At 70.9% G+C, this 19,613-nt stretch carries 16 protein-coding genes; 8 read left to right on the top strand and 8 right to left on the bottom strand.

Annotated elements, in window-relative coordinates; translation table 11 throughout:
* Window positions 1–16: 16 nt before the first annotated feature.
* The 3 genes from EMA17_RS38055 to pstC form a co-directional block, all read right to left on the bottom strand.
* Entirely contained in the window at window positions 17–1,642 is a 1,626-nt protein-coding gene (locus EMA17_RS38055; protein ID WP_126641773.1) for a phosphate ABC transporter substrate-binding protein PstS, read from the bottom strand.
* Entirely contained in the window at window positions 1,639–2,820 is a 1,182-nt protein-coding gene (gene pstA / locus EMA17_RS38050) for a phosphate ABC transporter permease PstA (RefSeq protein WP_126641772.1), read from the bottom strand. The genes EMA17_RS38055 and pstA overlap by 4 nt, the downstream gene beginning before the upstream one ends.
* 139 nt (window positions 2,821–2,959) lie before the next feature.
* The gene (gene pstC, locus EMA17_RS38045; RefSeq protein ID WP_126641771.1) at window positions 2,960–3,976 is read right to left on the bottom strand and encodes a phosphate ABC transporter permease subunit PstC; all 1,017 of its coding nucleotides are present in this window, start codon (window positions 3,974–3,976) and stop codon (window positions 2,960–2,962) included.
* 370 nt (window positions 3,977–4,346) lie between these two features.
* Here pstC and EMA17_RS38040 point away from each other — a divergent pair, with 370 nt between their 5' ends.
* The 4 genes from EMA17_RS38040 (at window position 4,347) to EMA17_RS53145 (ending at window position 9,128) form a co-directional block, all read left to right on the top strand.
* Complete coding sequence (locus EMA17_RS38040) at window positions 4,347–5,321, top strand: PstS family phosphate ABC transporter substrate-binding protein (protein WP_160161718.1); 975 nt, start codon at window positions 4,347–4,349, stop codon at window positions 5,319–5,321.
* A gap of 100 nt (window positions 5,322–5,421) precedes the next feature.
* Window positions 5,422–6,438, top strand: a complete 1,017-nt coding sequence (locus tag EMA17_RS38035; RefSeq protein ID WP_126641769.1) for a substrate-binding domain-containing protein — start codon at window positions 5,422–5,424, stop codon at window positions 6,436–6,438.
* Between the two features lie 192 nt (window positions 6,439–6,630).
* Complete coding sequence (locus EMA17_RS38030; RefSeq protein ID WP_126641768.1) at window positions 6,631–7,404, top strand: hypothetical protein; 774 nt, start codon at window positions 6,631–6,633, stop codon at window positions 7,402–7,404.
* 98 nt (window positions 7,405–7,502) lie between these two features.
* Window positions 7,503–9,128, top strand: a complete 1,626-nt coding sequence (locus EMA17_RS53145; RefSeq protein WP_176605555.1) for a hypothetical protein — start codon at window positions 7,503–7,505, stop codon at window positions 9,126–9,128.
* Window positions 9,129–9,250: 122 nt separating this feature from the next.
* Here EMA17_RS53145 and EMA17_RS38020 read toward each other — a convergent pair whose 3' ends face one another.
* Window positions 9,251–10,174 carry an LLM class F420-dependent oxidoreductase gene (locus tag EMA17_RS38020; RefSeq protein WP_126641767.1) on the bottom strand — a complete coding sequence of 308 codons (924 nt, stop codon included), beginning with the start codon at window positions 10,172–10,174 and terminating at the stop codon, window positions 9,251–9,253.
* A gap of 66 nt (window positions 10,175–10,240) precedes the next feature.
* Entirely contained in the window at window positions 10,241–10,792 is a 552-nt protein-coding gene (locus EMA17_RS38015; protein ID WP_126641766.1) for a hypothetical protein, read from the bottom strand.
* Between the two features lie 329 nt (window positions 10,793–11,121).
* Between EMA17_RS38015 and EMA17_RS38010 the strand changes: the two genes are divergently transcribed.
* Window positions 11,122–11,478 (top strand): hypothetical protein, encoded by a 357-nt coding sequence (locus EMA17_RS38010; RefSeq protein ID WP_126641765.1) that lies wholly within the window; start codon window positions 11,122–11,124, stop codon window positions 11,476–11,478.
* A complete protein-coding gene (locus EMA17_RS38005; RefSeq protein WP_126641764.1) occupies window positions 11,475–12,650 on the top strand; it encodes a WXG100 family type VII secretion target in 1,176 nt (391 codons plus the stop codon). Before EMA17_RS38010 ends, EMA17_RS38005 begins: the two co-directional genes overlap by 4 nt.
* A gap of 204 nt (window positions 12,651–12,854) precedes the next feature.
* Here EMA17_RS38005 and EMA17_RS38000 read toward each other — a convergent pair whose 3' ends face one another.
* Window positions 12,855–14,213, bottom strand: coding sequence for a class I SAM-dependent RNA methyltransferase (locus EMA17_RS38000; protein ID WP_126641763.1), 1,359 nt, complete (start codon window positions 14,211–14,213; stop codon window positions 12,855–12,857).
* 272 nt (window positions 14,214–14,485) lie between these two features.
* A complete protein-coding gene (locus EMA17_RS37995) occupies window positions 14,486–16,543 on the bottom strand; it encodes an APC family permease (protein ID WP_126641762.1) in 2,058 nt (685 codons plus the stop codon).
* 149 nt (window positions 16,544–16,692) lie between these two features.
* Between EMA17_RS37995 and EMA17_RS37990 the strand changes: the two genes are divergently transcribed.
* Complete coding sequence (locus EMA17_RS37990) at window positions 16,693–17,355, top strand: potassium channel family protein (protein ID WP_126641761.1); 663 nt, start codon at window positions 16,693–16,695, stop codon at window positions 17,353–17,355.
* On the top strand, window positions 17,355–18,011 hold the full coding sequence (locus EMA17_RS37985; protein ID WP_078974936.1) for a potassium channel family protein: 657 nt from the start codon (window positions 17,355–17,357) through the stop codon (window positions 18,009–18,011). Before EMA17_RS37990 ends, EMA17_RS37985 begins: the two co-directional genes overlap by 1 nt.
* A gap of 198 nt (window positions 18,012–18,209) precedes the next feature.
* Here the strand turns inward: EMA17_RS37985 and EMA17_RS37980 are convergent, their stop codons facing one another.
* The gene (locus tag EMA17_RS37980) at window positions 18,210–19,595 is read right to left on the bottom strand and encodes an NsdA family TPR-like regulatory protein (protein ID WP_160161717.1); all 1,386 of its coding nucleotides are present in this window, start codon (window positions 19,593–19,595) and stop codon (window positions 18,210–18,212) included.
* Window positions 19,596–19,613: the final 18 nt, after the last annotated feature.

Raw genomic sequence — 19,613 nt, 5'->3', positions numbered from 1 at the left:
GGCCTCCTCGCGCGCGTCAGCGGACATCGGGACCACGTCCTCGACCGAGTCGGCTGTACAGGAACGGCGCGCCGAACACCGCCGCCGTCAGGCACACCAGGGTGAGTGCGTAGAACCAGACCGGCGGCAGCGGCGGCGAGTCGCCGGCTTCCACGGATCCGGCGCTGACCGGCCCGGCGGGGCCGGACTTGTCGCCGCCGGCCACGACTTCGCCGGTGCCCTGGTCGACGGTGGCCCCGCCGCCGGTGTCCGGCCCCTGGGTCCCGCCGGTCGCGCCGCCGCCGGCACCCGGCGTGTCACCGGGCTTGGGTGTATTGCCGCCGGTGCCGTTGTTGTTGGTGCCGTTGTTGTTGTTCTGGTTGTTGGAGCCGCCCGGGCCGCCCTGCTGGGGCTGCTGTTGCTGCTGCTTCTGCTCCGGCGGCACCCAGGCCGGGTCGAAGGTCGGGTTCGGGCAGGCGTCGTGGTCCGCCTTGGTCGGCTTGTCCAGGTTCGCCGGCAGCGCTCCGGGGTCCGGCGCGCCGGGGATCGACTTGATCGCGTCGTATCCGAAGCCGACCAACTTGGGGGGCAGCGGCGAGTATCCCAGTCGCGGTGCCTGTCCCTGTCCGGCGCACAGGAAGTACTTGATGAACTTGCCGAGCGTTTCGCCCTTGGACTCGTCGAAGGAGAACTGCTTGGCGGCCGGCACGATCATGTAGCTGTAGCTGGAGATCGGATAGGCGCGCTTGTCCGGGTTGGTGTAGACGTCGTCCAGGATCTGCGTGCTGTCCGGGTTCAGGCGGGCCTTGGTGAGCGCGATCGACACCGCGTCCGAGCTGGGCTGGGTGTAGACGCCGGCGACGTTCTTGACCGAGGCGACCGGGAATTGCCGCTGGATCGCGTAGGCGGTCTCGACGTAGGTGATCGCGCCCTCGCCGTATCCGGCCGCGACGTAGTTGGCCACGCCCTCGGAACCGGCCTGCGCCTTGGTGGCCCCCTTGACCGGGAACTCGGAGGTCATGCCGCCGGGGAAGAACGGCCGCCAGATGTCGTTGACCTGGTTGGTCAGGAAGGCGGTGAACTGCGCGCTGGTGCCCGAGCCGTCCGAGCGCACGACCGGGGTGATCGGGGTGGCGGGCAGGGACAGGGCCGGGTTGTCGTCCTTGATCGCCTTGTCGTTCCACACCCTGATCTGGTTGGTGAAGATCCCGGCGATGGTGCGCGGCGACAACTGGAGGTTGCGGACCTGCTGGCCGCGGATCTTCAGGTTGTACATGAACGAGGTGCCGCCCGCGACGATCGGCAGGTACTTGAACTTGGTGTTGTCGTTCTGCAGGCGCGCGAGTTCGTTGGTCGCCTGCCCGGCGCGGTCGACGTAGTTGCCCTGGAAGGGGATCTCCGAGACCGCGAAGTCGACGAGGTGACTCATGAAGTCGTTGCGTCCGGCGGTGGATCCGTTGGGGGTGTAGTCGACCGCGAGGCCGCGGGCGGCGACGTCGGCCGACCACTGCATGGTCGCGGGCGAGCTCCAGGTGGAGCCGCTGCCGTGGATGCCGGCCGCGGCCGAGGCGGTACCGGACGGCAGGACGAGCAGAGGGACGGCGAGCACGGACGCGATCGCCACGCGTAGCAAGAGCGCGGGCAGGCGCGTGGTCCTGGTCATGAAGTGGGCTCCGGGGTGAGGGACTTGGCGCTGGCGCCGGCGCGGCGCCGCGTGCGGCGTCGGGACTCGCCGGGGCCGCGACCGCCGATCAGGCGCGCGAGGGAGAACAGCACGAGGACGATGAGGAGCAAGGTCACGGAGGCGCCCCACGCGAGGGAGTTGAGCTCGTCGCTGGGCGACTTGTAGTTCACCCAGATGAAGTACGGCAGGGAGGTCTGCACACCGCTGAACGGGTCCCAGTTCATGCCGGCGCCGCCGCCCGCGACCAGCAGCACGGGCGCGGTCTCGCCGACCACGCGGGCGCAGCCGAGGATGACGGCGGTGACCAGGCCGCTGCGCGCGGTGGGCAGTACCACGTTCCACAGGGTGCGGAACTCCCCCGCGCCCAGGGCCAGGGACGCCTCGCGCAGGCCGTTGGGCACCAGGCGCAACACCACCTCGGTGGCGCGGCAGACGACCGGCATCATCTCGACCGACAGCGCCAGGCCCGCGGCCAGGCCGCAAAAGCCCTGGCCGAGCGAGATGACGAAGAAGGCGTAGACGAACAGGCCGGCGACCACGGAGGGGATCGCGGTCATCGCCTCGACGACCACGCGCACCACGGCGGCGAACCGGCCGCCGACCTCGTTCATGTAGATCGCGGCGATCACCCCGAGCGGGACGCTCAGCAGGATCGCGATGCCCATCTGTTCGAAGGTGCCGACGATCGCGTGCGCGGCGCCCACCGAGACCCCGTGTGGGCTCAGCGCGCTGAAGTGGCGCTGGGTGGCGGTGAAGAAGTCCGTGTTCAGGATGCGGCCGAAGCCCTTGACGAAGACGTAGCCGATCACGGTCGCCACCGTGCCGACCATCAGGGCCGCGCCGGTGGAGATCACCGCGCCGGCGACCCGGTCGCCTGCGGCCACCCGGTCCAGGCGCATGTGGGTGGCGATCGCGTACAGCAGCAGGAAGCTGAGGTAGGCGGTGATCAGGTAGCCCTGCCAGCCGGCGACCGGCAGGATCCGCCCGTACAGCACCCACGCGAAGCTCGCGCCGGCGACCATGGCGCCGAGCGCGACGCCGATGTCGTCGGGGGCGACCCGGCGCAGCGCCACGCGGGCCTGCTCCGGTGGTCGCGGCGCGGACGCGGGCGGCGGCGCGTCGGGTCCGGGCCGAACGATCGGCTCGGTGACGGTCATCGTCGTGGATCCCCTCGGTGGTGGGTCTGGTGGAGCCGTGGGTCGCTGTCGGGAGTTCGGTGGGTTGGGACGCGATGTCCCGGGCTCGGTGTCTCGGGTCCGGGTGTCGGGTCCGGGTGTCGGGCCCGTGGGAACTCGGTCAGATCTCGGTGGACTTGCCGCTGCGCGAGCGGGCGACCAGGACGCCGGCGACGGTGTTCACGGCGAGCGTGAGGACGAAGAGCGCGAGGCCGGCGGCCATCAGCGCGGAGATCGACTCGGTGTCGGCCTCGCCGTACTTGAGCACGATCAGCGACGAGATCGTCGAGCCCTGGCCGTCGAGGACGCGGAACGAGAAGTCGGTGTTGAACGAGATGATCATCGCGACGGCGATGGTCTCGCCGAGGGCTCGGCCCAGGCCGAGCATCACGCCGCCGATCATGCCGCCGCGGCCGAACGGCAGGACCACCGCGCGGATCACCCCCCAGCGGGTGGCGCCGAGCGCCAGCGCGCCCTCCTTCTCGCCGACCGGCGCCTGGCCGAACACCTCGCGACTGACCGCGCAGCAGATCGGGATGACCATCGTGGACACCACCACGCCGGAGATGAACAGCGAGGAGCTGAACTGGCTGTCCACGAAACGGGCCTTCACGTCGATCGTGCGGATCTCGAAGATCGGCAGGAAGTCGAAGTTGGTGGCCAACCACCGGCTGACCGGGATCAGTTGGGGTTGCAGTACGAAGAAGCCGAAGATGCCGTAGATGATGCTGGGCACCGCGGCCATCAGGTCGACGATCGAGGTGAGCACCCCGCGTAGACGTCGCGGGGCGAACTCGGTGATGTACAGGGCCGCGGTGAGCGCGATCGGTACCGCGACGATCAGCGCGACGATGGCCACGAGCACGGTTCCGGTGAGCAGTCCGCGTACACCGAAGGTGCCGCCCTTGGGCTCCCACGCGTCCTCGGTGAGGAATCCCCAGCCGGCCCGGTCGAGCGCGCCGCTGCCCTGGTAGAGCAGGTAGCCGCCGATCGCCGCGAGCAGGGCCAGGACCAGCATCGCGACACCACGCGTGGTCCAGCGGAACACGTGGTCGGCCCTGGTGCGACGGACCACGATCCGGCGGGGCCGATCGGCGAGCTCCGGCGATTCGGGGGCGAACACGGTCGGGTGTGCCATGGGTTGCGGCTCCTGGAAGCGGGTGGCGAACCGATCTGACCGTTCGTCAGACGGCCGGCGATCAAGCCGGAAACCCCTGTCTGGAGACAACCAGAGCGCAGCCCCCGGGCAACTGTCCGCTACGGAAACAACCGGTGCCGAGGGTGTACGGCAGACGTCGTGTCCGTGCCGCACGGGTGCCGGAGTATCCGGTTTCCGTTACAGGCGCGGTCCGTTCGTGTCGGCGCCTTGTGCGGCCCGGTGCCGTTTCCCTGCCGGACATCCCACCACGATCGGGCCGCCGGCAGCGTTGTCGGCGTCGGCCACTGCGGGTCGACGGCCAGCAAATGCCAAGAGAGAGTTGAGACTTCGAATGTCCAGCGTCTTCAGCATGCGCAAGACCGCCACCGTTCTGGGCACCGTGGGTGCCGCCATGGCGCTCGTCGTCGGCGCCAACGCGTCGGCCAACGCCAACACCTACGTCAACGCCGGTTCCGACACCCTCCAGAACGTCACCCAGGCGCTGACGACGGAGTACGCGGCGAACGTCGATCCCAATGGCAACGACTGGGTGACGGTGAACGCCGGCATAGCCGCCGGTGGCATCAACACCGGCAAGGCCGAGTGCAACACGCAGTACGGCGCCGGCACCGGCCACGCGTGGCCGAACGGCTCGGGTGACGGCATCAAGGCGCTGCTGGACCAGCGTGCCGGCACGAACGCCAAGTGCCTCGACTTCGCCCGCTCCTCGCGTGGCCCGAAGACCGGCACCGCCGAGACCACCCTGACCTTCGAGCGCGTCGCCGGCGACGCCGTGACCTGGGCGACCAAGAAGGTCGGCGCGCCGACCAACCTGACCCAGGCCCAGCTCCAGGACATCTACCACTGCAACATCACCAACTGGAACCAGATCCCGGGCAGCACCGTGTCCGGCGTGATCCAGAAGCACGTCCCGCAGGCCGGCTCCGGCACCCGCTCGGAGTTCCAGGACAAGGTGCTCGGCTTCGACCCGACCGCCGCCTCGAACGGCGCGTGCGCCGCCACGGTCATCCAGTCCGCGCAGGAGAACCGCGGCGACGCGCCGCAGATCACCTCCACCGACGCGATCATCGCCTACTCGGCCGCGGCCTACGGCGAGCAGACCACCCCCGCGTCGGGCGTGACCAACCACACCAACGGCTTCAAGCTCGGCAACATCGACTCCAAGGCGCCGAACGCGACCGGCTTCGTCGGCAACCGCTCGGTGTACTTCGTCTACGACCCGCAGAACGGCACGGCGGCCAACGCCAACGTCGTCGCCTTCATCAACTGGGCCAAGAACCCGGCGCAGCGCCCGATCTGGAGCACCTTCGGCTTCGCCGTCTGAGCCACGCCCCACCGGCACCGCGTGACATGACGTGATCTGCAGCGGGCCGTCTCGGATCGGCGATTCGAGACGGCCCGTTCCACCGCGAAGGGGTGTACAGATGTCAAGGCGTGCGCGTGTCCGCAGGATCGGTACCGTCCTGGCGGGTTTCGGCACGGCCATGGCGCTGGTAGTCGGCGCCGATGCCTCCGCGAGCGCGGACACGTATGTCAACGGAGGTGCCGACACCCTCGAAAACGTCACCAGGATGCTGACCACGGACTACGAGGCCAACGTCGACCCGAACGGCAATGCGTGGATAACAGTGGGCTCCGGTACCTCCCGAGGCGGGGTCGAAACCCACAAGGCGGCATGCGAGGCCGACTACGGTCTCCATGGCTCGGCTTCCCGTTGGCCGGGGGCCGAATATTCCGCGACTCGGACCCTGCTCGATCAGCGCGCGCACATTCGGGAGAACTGTCTCGACTTTGCCCGCGTATCGGGAGCCACCTTCCACCCCGACAGCGACGAGACTTCGCTGACGTGGGTTCGGGTGGCCGGGGACGCGGTCACGTGGGCAACCGGAAAGGCCGGAGTCCCGAGCAGCCTGACCCAAGGGCAGCTTCAGGACATCTACCGCTGCAACTTCACGGACTGGAACCAGATCCCGGGGAGCACTGCGTCGGGGCCCATTCGGAAATATCTGCCCGCCGGCGGCTACTCGGATGTCCGCGCGGTATTCATCCGGTACATACTCGGCTTCGACCCGACCCAGCCCGCCAATGGTCCCTGCGCCGCGACCGTCGCCGACGCTCCGGGCGAAAACCGGGGTGACTATGTCACTGCGCCCGGCGCGATCCTGCCGTACATGAAGTCCGCGTACAGCGCGCAGAAGAACCCCCTGTCCGGTGTCCCCGACCACACGGGGGGCTTCAGGCTCGGCAACATCGACGGCAGGGTTCCCGGCCAGGGCCGCACCGATGGCAGCGACCCGAACGCCTTCGTGGGCAACCACAGCGTCTACTTCGTCTACGACCCGTTCAGGGGCGCGGCCAACACCAACACCGTCAACTTCATCGACTGGGCCAAGAATCCGGCGCAACGCGTGATCTGGGCCACGTACGGCTTCCTGCCCTGATCGGTCTGCGGGGCCGTTGCCACGAGCCCGCCGATCCGGCGTCCACCGCTCCGTGGAAGCCGTGTTCACCCTCCGGTGGCGGATCGCTCATCCATCCGCCATCGAGAGCGTCCGACGTTTCCCCCGCGGATGCCCAACGGGCCGCCGCGTGCTGTTTTGCTCGAACCCACCGACCCCGGAAGGGCATTCTTCATGAAGCTCCGTCGTCTGCTCGCGCTCGCCGTCGCGGTTCCGGCCGCGTTCGCGATCGCCACCGTGCCGGCCGTCGCCGAGGACACCGCGCCCGCCGCGCCCGCGACCGCCGCGCAGGGCACCGTCAAGGTGAGCCCGCTGTACGGCCCGGCCGACAGCACCGGCAAGGCGACCGCCCGCGCGAGCGTGCCGTGCGGCCCGGACGCGACCAAGTTCCGCTTCGTCCTGCGTTCGCCCGGTGCCAACGAGCGTGTGTTCGGCGGCTCGTTCCTCGGCACCGACCTGCCCGCCGACAAGGTCGCGGACACCGCGGTCGTCGGCCTGCGCACGCTGTTCCCGGCGGGCTCCGCCGCCCAGGAGGGCGTCGCGCACAAGCTGGTCACGCAGTGCTACACCTTCGCCGCCGACGGCGCGCTGACCATCACCGAGCCGGCGTCGGTCGACCTGCACGTCAACAACGGTGTGTGGACCTCGCTTTCGCCCGAGGTGCGCGCGCTGCCGACCAAGATCGGTGCGCTGCGCTTCGGTCTGGTCCTGTTCCGCGGCTTCGCTCCCGGTGACCGTCTGGACGGCGTCGTGCGCGCCACCGACGGTACCTCCACCCCGGTCTCGCTGCAGCCGCAGATCACCCCCGACGGCACCTGGGGCGGCGCGCTGCTGACGCTGCCTGCCAACCTGGCCGACGGTTCCTACACCCTCGTGCTCTCCGGCACGAACTCGCACGCGACCTCCTCGGTCGCGATCACCCTCGACTCGTCCCGCCTGTGGTGGTGACGCGGCGTCGGTGACACGCCTTGGGCCATCGGGATTCGTCCCGGTGGCCCACTTGCCGTCCGTCCCCGTTTCCTTTATTTCTCAACGGAGTTGACCAGATGAGCCTAAGACTCGCGCGCGTGCTGGCATCGTGCGGAGCCGGGCTGCTCGTGCTGTCGGCGCTGCCGGCGATCGCAGCGGCCGCCGACGGCGGTACACCCGCGCCGACGATCGTCGTCGACCCGGGGACCGGTGGGGCCACCACCAAGGTGACGTTGAAGGCCACTGCGCCGTGCCCGGAACCGGCGACGAACTACCGGTGGGTCGTCACCGGCGGCACCCTGACCGCACCGAGGTTGATCGGTGGCACCACGGGCAACCCCTTGCCCGCGGACCGAATCCCGGTTCGGGAGAGCCCGATCCAGCTCTTCCTGACCGGCACCGTGTTGGACGGTACGTTCAGGTTGTCCTCGGAGTGCATGGACAACGCCGGGAATGTGCTCAAGGAACTCGCGGCGGTCGATCTCACCACCGCCGACGGCCCCAACGGCAAGGCGTGGACCGTGGCGGCCCCGCCCACCACCGCGCCGCCGACCAGCACACCCCCGACGACCACGCCACCGACCACCACGCCGCCCGGTGGGTCGGACGAGGTGCTGGTGCTCAACCCCACCACGGGGCCGATGGACCAGAAGACGACCATCACCTCGCCGAAGGCGTGCCCGGCGACGGCCACCCAGGCCCTGTTCGTGCTGCGGGCTCCCGGCGAGGACAGGGAACAGCGCATGGGGGGCTTCTCTCCGCTGCCGCTGCCCGCCGATCTCAAGCCTGTCTATCCGAACAAGAAGATGTTCCCGAACGCCGCTCCCATCAACGGCAACTACCACATTCGCACCCAATGCGTCGATGCCGGCGGAGCCGTCGTGGTGGACGACCTCGCGCGCGTCGACCTGCTGGCGACGGATGGGGTGTGGAAGGTCGTCGAGCGCAGCACCCCGGCCGGCACCTTCGACGACGAGGTACGGATTCCGGACGCGGGTCCCGTCAACGTGAACTTGAGCCTGTCCGGCTTCCCGGCGAAGGAGGACTTCAAGGCCGTCATCACGAAGACGGGTGACACCGCCTTCCCGCCGGTGGAACTGGTGAAGGACAAGACGGACGCCGCCGGCGCCTTCGTGGGCAATCGGCTCATCTTCCCCCGCGACGGCGCCACCTGGGTCGACGGGAACTACAAGTTGACGGCCACGGCCACCCCGTCCGACGCGAAGGTCGAGATTCCCTTCAAGCTGCTGCTGGTTCACGCCGGCGCCACCAACGGCTCGACCGCCGGCACCACGACCGGTACGACCACCGGGACGACCACGGGCACCACGACCGGAACGACCACCGGCACCACCACCGGTACGACCACGGGCACCACCACCGGTACGACCTCCGGGACCACGGCCGGTGACACCGCCGGTACCACGACCGGGACGACCACCGGGACCACCTCGGGCACCACGACCGGGACGAGCACCGGGACCAGCTCCGGCAGTTCGGCCGGGACCGGCAACGGTGGCGGGGGCGGTGGGCTCGCGCACACCGGGGCGCTGCTCGACCCGCGGCTGCTCGGCACCGCCGGTGGCACGCTGCTGCTGGTCGGCGGCGTGATGTGGTACCGCGCCCGCGGCAACCGCAGCGCGCTGCTCGCCGGCAGCGGCACCTTCGGCGAGGGCGACGAGGACACTCCCGCGACCGCCTGACGAGGGGACACACCCAACGGCCGCCCGCGACTTCGGGGCGGTGGGGCGAGAAGGGGGCTCTGTCGCAGCGCACGGGCTGCGACAGGGCCCTTTCCCGTCCCCCGGGCCGTCGGGCCCTCGGCTCAGCCGAGTTGGGACATCACCTCCGAGGCGATCAGTTCCAGGTGGTCGAGGTCGTGCAGATCCAGGATCTGGAAGTAGATCCGGGTCGAGCCGACCTCGGCGAAGCGGCCGATCCGGTCCACCACTTCGGCGGGCGAGCCCGCGAGGCCGTTCTCCTTGAGCTCGGCGGGCTCGCGGCCGATCACCGCGGCGCGCCGGGACACCTCGGCGTCGTCCCGGCCCACGCAGGCCACGAGGGCGTTGGACAGGACCAGGTCCTCGGCCTTGCGGCCGTGCTCGACCAGGGCTTCGCGGACCCGACCGAACTGCTGCGCGCTGGTTTCCACCGACGCGAAGGGGATGTTGAACTCGTCGGCGAAGCGGGCCGCCAGCGCGGGCGTGCGCTTGGCGCCGAGGCCGCCGACCAGGATCGGCGGATGCGGACGCTGCGCGGGCTTGGGCAGCGCGGGCGAGTCGGCCAACGAGTAGTAGCGCCCCTCGTAGCGGAAGTCGGTACCGACCGGGGTGTCCCAGAGCCCGGTGACGATCTCCAACTGCTCCTCGAGGCGAGCGAACTTCTCGCGCGGGAACGGGATTCCGTAGGCGGTGTGCTCCTCCTCGAACCAGCCCGCGCCGATGCCCAACTCGACCCGGCCGCCGGACATCGCGTCGACCTGCGCGACCTGGATGGCCAGCACGCCCGGAAGTCGGAAGGTCGCCGCCGTCATCAGCGTGCCCAGACGGATGCGCTTGGTCTCGCGGGCCAGTCCGGCCAGGGTGATCCACGCGTCGGTGGGACCCGGGAGGCCGTCGCCACTCATGTGCAGGTAGTGGTCCGAACGGAAGAAGGCTCCGAAGCCGAGGTCTTCGGTGGCCTTGGCCACGGTCAGGAGTGTGTCGTAGGTCGCGCCCTGCTGGGGCTCGGTGAAGATACGAAGATCCATGCGCCCATCCTCTCCCGAGAGCCCGGAACGCGTGCGGGGCGAGGGCGCGAAGCACCCCGGACCCGATCATGCGAGCCGCGCCGGGAAGGGCACCACGCGCGCCGAGCCGCGCCGCCGCCGCTGGGGGATCGCCGGGGCGTGCCGGTGCGGTTGCCCCGACCAAGTGGCGCTCTCCTCGGCCGCGCGCAGCCTGATCAGGTTGCGGAAGACGATCGCCCAGGCCGCCGCGCAGGCCCGGCGCTCGGCGGGCGCCAACCGCGCCCAGTCCGCGCAGGGATTGCCCGCCACACCCTGTCGGGCCAGGAGGGTGAGAACCTTGGCCGCCCGACCCAGCACTCGGGCCGCGCCCGCGATCGGCACGCCGGCCGGGTCGCCTCCGGGCAGCGGGACGACCGTGTCGGCGGCCGGGCCCACGACCCGGGCGACGATCTCCCGCGCGTCGCCCAGTTCGTCGGCGACCCGGCACAGGCAGCCGCCCCGGTCCGGCTTGCCGCTCCAGGCGTGCACCACTTCCTGCACGGTGTGCAGGGCGAGCGTGACCGCGGCCAGCGCGCGTGGCGTGGAATCGACCGTGGCCAGCTCGTCGTCCAACTCGGCGAACGTCTCGATGGTGTGCATGGTGATCGCTCCCTCGTGCGGTGTCCGTCCGGCTCGTCCGGAGTTCGGCCGGTGTGTTCCGACGACTCCAGGTTGCGCCCGGGGAGCGGACGGATCGCTCGCCATCGAACAATCTGTGGACAACCAGGCGTATTTCGGCGGGGTTTCACTCTTCGGGGTGATGTATTCAGGAGTTGTCCACAGGGCTCCTGCACGCAGGGTGACCACTGTGCCAACCTCGTCGTTTCCCGAAGGAGTGTCGCGATCGGCCTCGGACGAGCGTCGAGTTCGCGCCGGCTGCGATCCCCGAGGGCGATCGGCGATCCAGCACAGAGCAAGGGGGTGGTGGCATGTCCCGCACCGACGGCGGCGGCACGACCGGCTACGTGGTCGACACGGCCGAGCTGCACGGGTTGGTACGACGTCTGCACAACATCGGAGCCGACTACCTGGCACCGGGCTGCGCCGCCGAGCCCGGCCGGGTCACCGACGACACCGCGCTCGACCCGGAGGCGCTGGGCCGGCTCCCGGGCGCCGCCGAGTTGGCCGACCGGCATCGCCGCGCCGCCGCGCGGATGGTCGACCTGTTGATCGAGATCCGCGCCGAGTTGGCCACGACGCGTGTCGAACTCGGCTGTACCGCCGACCGGTTCACCGACACCGAGACCGAGGTCGGCACGCTGCTGCGCGCGGTGGCGGCGCGATGAGCGTCGGCGACAACGCGGATCCGTTCGCGGCGATCCACGCCGCCCGCCCCGGCCCGGTCGGCGCGGCGGCCGACGGGTGGCGCCTGGCCGCCGCGCGGTTGACCGAACTGCGGGACGAGTTGGCCGAGACCGCCCGCCTGGGCACGCGGGTGTGGTCCGGCGGCGGCGCCGAACGCTTCACCGCCCGCTGCCAGGCGCTGGCCGACAGCGCGGATCGGCTCGCCGGCCAGGGCACCGCGCTGCACGAACACCTCACCGAGGCGGCACATGCCCTTGCCCGGGCCCAGAGGAGCGCCACCGACCCGATGGCCGCCCGGGCCGCCGTCGAGCAACTGGAGGGCGTGTACCGCGACTTGGGCGAGCGCCTGCCCCTCCTGCCGTGCGCCCCCGTCGAGACCGCGCCGAGCCGGCCGACCACCACGCCCACCACCACCGCCCCGGCCGACGCACCGCCCCCGAACCGGCCGTGTGCCACGACCGCGCCCCCGAGCGGCGACCCGGACAACGTCGACCCGGCGCCAACCGCGACGGAGGCGGCCGTCGCGGATCCGACTCCCCCGCCGACACCCGTCGATCCGACGGCCACATGCGCGCCACCGACGCCCGACACACCCGCGGCGCCTCCGCCCGCGCCGCCGGCGCAACCACCACCGCCCACCGCCCCACTGGCCACGTGCGTCGCCGCCGCCACGCCGCCGGCGCCACCGATCACCCCGCCGGCACCGGTACCGCCGCCGATCGCCTGCCCACCGCAAGCCGCGACGCCCACCCCGCTCACACCGGCCGTCGTGGGCACCCCGCTCCCCCGCGATCCCCGCCCGGTGGAGCCGGCCGGCATCGGCCCGCGCCTTCGTCGGGCCGCCCCACCACCCTCGACCCCGATCCCCCCGGTGACCGGCATCCGGATCGCCCCCGGCCTGCGCGGCGGCACCGGCGACCACCCGGCGGCCACACACGACGCCGCACACACCGCCGACCCCACCCCGAACGTCCTCGGCGGCACCATCCACGACAGCACGCCCGGCACGCCCGTATCACCCACCTGGGCGATCGCCCCCACCACCGGCGGCACCCCCGCCACCCCGGTCCGCCCCCGCCGCGGCTCCCGCTACGCCACCCACCCGGCCCAAGCCTGGTGGCCCCCGGAAGAAACCCTCCGGGAGCACCCCTGAAGGCACCCCGGACGCGAACGGGGCGCCGAGGCGGGCCCGAGGCGCGGACGCGGGGCGGGCCCGCCTCTTCGGGTCGGTCCCGGGATGGTCACCGCACGCCGATGCGGTCTTCGCCGCCGATCCCGCCCGGCAAACGCTCGGGCCGCCCCGGCACGGCCGGGGCGGCCCGAGCGGCGACGCCACGAAGACGTCGTCGTCCTTCGGTCAGCGGCGGCCGCGCGCGCCCTCCCGCTTGGCTGCCCGAGGCGCCGGTTCCAGGATGGCGACCGACTCGATGTGGTGCGTGTTCGGGAAAAGGTCGAACGAGCGCAACGATCGGAGCTTGAAGCCCGCGCCCGCGAAGTAGGCCACGTCGCGGGCCAGGGCGGCGGGGTCGCAGGCGACGTACGCGACCCGGCGCGGGGTCAGGCGCGCGATGCGCTCGACGACCGCCTTGCCCGCACCCGCGCGCGGCGGGTCCAGGACCACGATGTCGGCGCGGCGCAGGAAGCCGGGTCGGCTCAGCACCTTCTCCACCGTGCCGACCTCGAAGCGCGCGCCCGGCACGTCCCGCAGGTTGTGGATCGCGTCCTCGACCGCCTGCCTGGAGCTCTCGACGCCGATGATCGTGTCGCTGTCCGCGAGCCGCTCGGAGAGGGCGCCCGCGAACAGCCCGACCCCGCAGTACAGGTCGAGCGCCAGATCGCCGGGTCGCGGCTCCAGGCCCTCGACGACGGCCTCCACGAGCACGTCGGCCGCGGCCGGGTGCACCTGCCAGAACCCGCCGCCCGACACCTTCCAAGTCCGTCCCGCGGCCACCTCGCGCACCGCCGGCCGCCCGTGCACCTTGCGTACCCGGCCCTTGTCGTCGGCCCGGAACACCGACACCGCCCGGTTCAGCTCGACGATCGGCATGCGCCCGTCCGCGCCCTCGGCCGGCACCACGGTGACCGCGCGGTCCAGCGAGCCGGTCGCGGAGACCGCCTCGATCGACGCCACGCCGGGCCACGCGTGCGCCTCGATGCCCAACTCCTCGACACCGGGGGCAGCGATCGGGCACGCGTCGATCGGCTGGACATCGTGCGAGCGGTGCTTGCGCAGTCCCGCCCGGCCCGTCGCCGGGTCCACCGCGAACTGCACCCGCGTACGCCATCCCAGGCCCTCGGGCTGCCCGGGCGGGCTGTCCACGGCCTCCACCTCGACCTGTACGTCGACCTTGCCGAGCCGCAGCAACTGCTCGGCCACCACGTCGCCCTTGAGTCGGCGCTGCGCGGCGGGCGTGGCGTGCTGCCAGTCGCAACCACCGCACATGCCGGGCCCGGCCACGGGACACGCGGGCGTGATGCGATCGGGCGACGCGTGCAGCACCTCGACCACGTCCCCGCGCAGGAAACGCGACGTCGGCCCGCCGTCGGTGATCTCCACGACGGCCCGCTCGCCCGGGAGGCCGTGCCGAACGAAGATCACACGGCCCTCGTGGCGAGCGACGCAGTGCCCACCGTGAGCAACCGGGCCGATCTCGACCTCGTACCGCTCACCCCGCAGGGACTGGTCCGACTCGGGGGTGGTGGATCCGACAGACACGGCACTCCTCGCACAGCTCGTAGCACAGCTCGTACAACGTCGATGAGAACGACGGACAACAGATGAAACACCAGGGGCCGAACACGACCGACGCACGACAAGGGGCCTCGGATGCCCCACGGTCGACCACACCCGGGCGCACACACCGCACACACCGACACGACGACGACACAAAGAAAGCGCCTCACGGAGGTGGGCGCGGCTTCCAGGGTAGTCCCTACCCGAAGAACCCGCGCCCACCGTCGGCACACACCGTCACGACCCACCCGAACTCAGGACGACCCCGAAGCCGAACCCGAGCCCGATCCCGGCCCGCCCCGCTTCGTGTCCCCGCTCCGAGGCGTCCGCGCCGGCCCCCGCCGCACCGATCCCGGCGCAACCCACGCCTTCGGCTCCTTCAGCCGCTCGGACGACTCCAGCTGCCACGGCACCGACGTGACCATGACCCCCGGCGTGAACAACAACCGGCCCTTGAGCCGCAGCGCGCTCTGGTTGTGCAGGATCTGCTCGTACCAGCGGCCGACCACGTACTCCGGGATGTACACGTTCACCACGTCGCGCGGACTGGACCGACGCACCGACTTCACGTACTCGATCACCGGCCGGGTGATCTCCCGGTACGGCGAGTCGAGCACCTTGAGCGGCACCTCTATCCCACGCTCGTCCCACTCCCGCCGCAGCGCCTCGGTCTCGGCCGGGTCCACGTTGACCGTGACCGCCTCGACCACGTTCGGCCGCGAGTAGCGCGCGTACGCCAGCGCCCGCAGCGAGGGCTTGTGCAGCTTGGACACCAGCACGATGGCGTGCACCCGCGAGGGCAGCTTGGTGTCGTCCATCTCCACGGCCGCCAGCTCCGTGGCCACCCGGTCGTAGTGTCGCCGGATCTGCTTCATCAACAGGAACAGCACACCCATCGCGGCTATCGCGATCCAGGCGCCCTGCGCGAACTTGGTCACCAGGACGATCACCAGGACCGCGCCGGTCATGCACAGGCCGAAGGCGTTGATCACCCGGCTGCGCATCATCCGCCGGCGCTCGGCCGGTTCGGTCTCGGTCTTCAGGTGCCGGGTCCAGTGCCGGATCATGCCCGCCTGGCTCATCGTGAAGGACACGAAGACGCCGACCACGTACAGCTGGATCAGCTTGGTGGGCTCGGCGTCGAACGCGACGATCAACACCATCGCGAACGCGGCCAGCATGATGATGCCGTTGCTGAACGCGAGGCGGTCGCCGCGCGTGTGCAGTTGCCGGGGCAGGTAGCGGTCCTGGGCCAGGATCGAGCCGAGCACCGGGAAGCCGTTGAACGCGGTGTTCGCGGCCAGGATCAGGATCAGGCCGGTGACGGCGAGTACGAGGTAGAACAGCGGCGCCGCGAAGGTGCCGCCGAAGACCGCGTCGGCGACCTGCGCGACCACGGTCTTTTGTTCGTATCCCGCGGGTGCCCCCTGGATCTGGCTCTCCGGGTTCTCCGCGAACCGCACCTTGGTCATGTTGGCCAGCGCCAGCATGCCCATCAGCATGGTCACCGAGATGGTGCCCATCAGCAGCAGCGTGGAGGCCGCGTTCTTGCTCTTGGGCTTGCGGAACGCCGGTACACCGTTGCTGATCGCCTCGACACCGGTCAGCGCCGCGCACCCGGAGGAGAAGGTGCGCAGCAGCAGGAACACCAGCGCGAAGCCACTGAAGCTGTCCTCGGCCTCGATGTGGAACCCGGCGCTCTCGGCCTCCATGGTGGCGCCGGTGGCGCCCCGGATCAGGCCGAACAGGGTCATCCCGAGGATGGCGGCCATGAACGCGTAGGTGGGGACGGCGAAGAGCTTGCCCGACTCGCGGACACCGCGCAGGTTCATCGCCATCAGCAGCAGCACCAGGCCGACCGCCAACAACACCTTGTGCCCCTCGAGCGCGGGCACCGCGGAAGCCATGTTGGCGACGCCGGAGGAGACCGATACCGCCACGGTCAGCACATAGTCGACCAGGAGCGCGCTGCCGACCGTCAAACCGGCGTTGGGACCGAGGTTGACGTTCGCGACCTCGTAGTCACCGCCGCCACTGGGATACGCGTGGACGTTCTGGCGGTAGGAGGCGACGACGGTCAGCATGACCACGACGACGGCCAGACCGACCTTCCACGAGAAGTGGTAGGTCGCCATTCCCGCCATGGAAAGGGTGAGCAGGATCTCGTCCGGCGCGTACGCGACGGAGGACAGTGCGTCGGAGGCGAAAATGGGCAGCGCGATGCGCTTCGGCAGGAGCGTCTCGGACAGCTTGTCGCTGCGCAAGGCTCGGCCGACAAGGATGCGTTTGGACAGATCGGTCAGTCTTGACACGCAGGTGATCGTAAGCCCATCGACTTTTGCCGGGCCGGGGGCATGCCGTAAGGCGCCCACGTGTAACGTCTCGGCGAGGTCTGCCACCCTGGTAACACCACAAACGAGCATCAGACCGGGCACAACGGACCAAATCCGGAAGGACGGCCGTGCACATCGTCATCATGGGCTGCGGGCGCGTGGGATCCACGCTGGCCCAGACGCTCGAGGAACTGGGGCATTCGGTGGCGGTCATCGACCGCGATCCCTCCGCGTTCCGCCGGCTGGGGTCGCACTTCTCCGGCCGCCGGATCAAGGGCATCGGTTTCGACCAGGACACCCTGCGCGAGGCCGGTATAGAAGAGGCCGGCGCGTTCGCGGCGGTCAGCAGCGGCGACAACTCGAACATCATCGCGGCGCGCGTCGCGCGCGAGACGTTCGGTGTGGAGAACGTGGCCGCGCGCATCTACGACCCGCGCCGGGCGGAGGTGTACGAACGCCTGGGCATCCCCACGGTGGCCACCGTGCGCTGGACCGCGGACCAGATGTTGCGCCGGTTGTTGCCCAGCGGCGCCGAACCGCTGTGGCGCGACCCCTCCGGCAGTGTGCAACTGGCCGAGGTGCACGTGAACTCGGCGTGGGTGGGACACCGCGTCACCCGGCTCGAACAAACGTCGGGCGCCCGGGTCGCCTTCGTCACCCGTTTGGGCGAAGGCATCCTGCCGACCTCCGAGACCGTGATCCAAGAGGGCGACCTCGTGCACGTGGTCATGCACCAGGCGGATGTGGCCGCCGTCGAGGCGGCCTTCGAGAAAGCACCGGAGGAGGGCTGATGCGGGTCGCAATCGCGGGCGCCGGCGCGGTGGGTCGCTCCATCGCCGCGGAACTGTTGGAGAACGGCCACGAGGTCCTGCTCGTCGACAAGGCACCGGACGCCATCAAGGTGGACAGTGTGCCGCAGGCCGAGTGGCTGCTCGCCGACGCGTGCGAGATCTCCTCGCTGGACGAGGCCGCGTTGCAGCGCTGCAACGTGGTGATCGCGGCGACCGGCGACGACAAGGTGAACCTGGTCGTCTCGCTGCTGGCCAAGACCGAGTACGGCGTGCCGCGCGTGGTCGCCCGGGTGAACAACCCGAAGAACGAGTGGCTGTTCAACGAGGCGTGGGGCGTGGACGTCGCCGTGTCGACGCCGCGCCTGATGTCGGCCCTGGTCGAGGAGGCCGTCAGCGTCGGCGACCTGGTCCGCCTGATGCGGTTCAGCCAGGGCGACGCCAACCTGGTCGAGCTGACCCTTCCGGGCGACGCCGCCCTCGTCGGCACCCGCGTCGGCGACGTGGCGTGGCCCGAGGACACGGCGCTGGTGACGATCATCCGCGAGGGCCGGGTACTGGTCCCGGGCAAGGACGACTCGCTGGAGGCCGGCGACGAACTGCTGTTCGTCGCGGCGCCGCACCGCGAAGAGGAACTGGAGGAGCTGCTGTCGGCCTGACCGACGGCAGTGCCGGTCGTACCGGCGACCGGCCCCGGCCCGGCGGATCCCGGCGGGGCCGCACCGCCCGGCGGCACACCACACCGCACCGCACCGGAGAAGCAGCCGCGCGCAACCATCCCGCGCCTGCTTCTCCGGCACACCCGGGCACTGCACCGGACGCCGCGACCCCGTCCACCGGAACCCGCCCGACAGGGCCTAGGCGGCGGCCAGGTCGCCGAGGATCTGGTCCGCCTCCTCGTCGAACGCACGCACGATCGGCTCCTTCGCGAACGGGCGCAGTCGTCTGCGGAAGTCCGCCAGGAAGTCGTTGCACTGGGTGGAGGACAGGTTGCCCGTGATCCGCAGCGCCTCGCCGGCCTTGGCGCACGCCGCGTCGAGATCGCCCTGGGCCAGGTGCGCCGCGGCCATGAACGTGGTGTCCTGCGCACACCGACGGGACGCGCCCGCCCGGCGCAGCTTTATCGACGCGCCCGCGAAGCCGTGGATCTTGTCCGGCAGCCCGAGGTCGCGATGGCTGTGCGCGAACTCGTGCTGCAACTCGGACTCGTCGAAGTAGTTGCACCACGACGGGTCGTCCTCGACCGCGCCCGCCGCGTCCAGGTGCCGCTCGGCCGTCGCCATCGCCCGCTCGCACGCGCGCCGGTCGCCCAGCGCCGCGTAGCCCCGCGCCTCCATCGAGGCCACGATCGCGCGCGCCCGCGGGCCCAGCCGGTCCCCGCCGCCCTGCTCGGCGGCCCGGGCCAGCTGGACCGCCTCCCACCCGTGGCCCAGATACACCGCCTGGCAGGCCATGTTGGCCATCACGTACGCCCCGTACGCCGGGTCGTCGGCCGCCTGGGCCAGCCGCAGCGCCTGGATGTGGTAGCGCTGGGCGAGCGCGTGCCGGCCGGAATCGAACGACAACCACCCCGCCAACTCGGTGAGTTCGGCCACCGCCCGGAACAGTCTGCGGCCCACCTCGTCGCCGTAGGAGCCGGCCAGTTTGGTCCGCGCGACGCCGTTGAGGTGGTTGACCACGGTGTCCCGCAGATCCCCGCCGCCCTGGGCACGGTCGAGTCGGCGAAACGCCAGGACGGTCTGATGGATGCGTAGTACGTCCGCGTCGCGCACCGTGGTGGGGCCCTGCGAGGCAAGCTGCTCGGCCTCGCCCTCGGCCCTGGATGCGGTCGACCAGAACAACGCGGGAGCGGCGAACGCCCCGGCGCCGAAGGCCGTGTTGGCCAGGAAAGTACGGCGGTTCATGTCTCTCTCCGACAATTCGGCCACGGCGTGTCTGACTTCGGCCGCGGTCCGGGCGACGATCAGCCCGTCGAACGGATCGGGGGTCGGTGGTCGCCGATCACGCAAGCCGAGGTCCGCGACGGTCAGTTCGCAGCCCAGACGTCGGCCCAGGGCCTCCGCCAACAACTCGGGAATCGGCCACCGCGGCTGCGCGCCTTCGAGCCATCGGGCCACCGAGGTGTGGCTGCACCCGAGGTGCAGCCCGCGGCGCTCGGCCACCACGTTGACCCAGCGGGCCAGTTCGCGCCGGGAGAGACCGGCTTGTGTCACCAATGCGATGAGGTCACCGTTTCCGGCCACCGTCCCCGCCTCCTTCGT

This window comes from Embleya hyalina, assembly GCF_003967355.1.
GTDB lineage: Bacteria > Actinomycetota > Actinomycetes > Streptomycetales > Streptomycetaceae > Embleya > Embleya hyalina.
Note: the sequence above shows the minus strand (reverse complement) of the source record. Positions and strands in the feature narration are given on the sequence as shown.

Bases quoted from the DNA above. Each gene is read 5' to 3' on its own strand.
- EMA17_RS38055 (WP_126641773.1), bottom strand. From the start codon at position 1,642: ATGACCAGGACCACGCGCCTGCCCGCGCTCTTGCTACGCGTGGCGATC.
- pstA (WP_126641772.1), bottom strand. From the start codon at position 2,820: ATGACCGTCACCGAGCCGATCGTTCGGCCCGGACCCGACGCGCCGCCG.
- pstC (WP_126641771.1), bottom strand. From the start codon at position 3,976: ATGGCACACCCGACCGTGTTCGCCCCCGAATCGCCGGAGCTCGCCGAT.
- EMA17_RS38040 (WP_160161718.1), top strand. From the start codon at position 4,347: ATGCGCAAGACCGCCACCGTTCTGGGCACCGTGGGTGCCGCCATGGCG.
- EMA17_RS38035 (WP_126641769.1), top strand. From the start codon at position 5,422: ATGTCAAGGCGTGCGCGTGTCCGCAGGATCGGTACCGTCCTGGCGGGT.
- EMA17_RS38030 (WP_126641768.1), top strand. From the start codon at position 6,631: ATGAAGCTCCGTCGTCTGCTCGCGCTCGCCGTCGCGGTTCCGGCCGCG.
- EMA17_RS53145 (WP_176605555.1), top strand. From the start codon at position 7,503: ATGAGCCTAAGACTCGCGCGCGTGCTGGCATCGTGCGGAGCCGGGCTG.
- EMA17_RS38020 (WP_126641767.1), bottom strand. From the start codon at position 10,174: ATGGATCTTCGTATCTTCACCGAGCCCCAGCAGGGCGCGACCTACGAC.
- EMA17_RS38015 (WP_126641766.1), bottom strand. From the start codon at position 10,792: ATGCACACCATCGAGACGTTCGCCGAGTTGGACGACGAGCTGGCCACG.
- EMA17_RS38010 (WP_126641765.1), top strand. From the start codon at position 11,122: ATGTCCCGCACCGACGGCGGCGGCACGACCGGCTACGTGGTCGACACG.
- EMA17_RS38005 (WP_126641764.1), top strand. From the start codon at position 11,475: ATGAGCGTCGGCGACAACGCGGATCCGTTCGCGGCGATCCACGCCGCC.
- EMA17_RS37985 (WP_078974936.1), top strand. From the start codon at position 17,355: ATGCGGGTCGCAATCGCGGGCGCCGGCGCGGTGGGTCGCTCCATCGCC.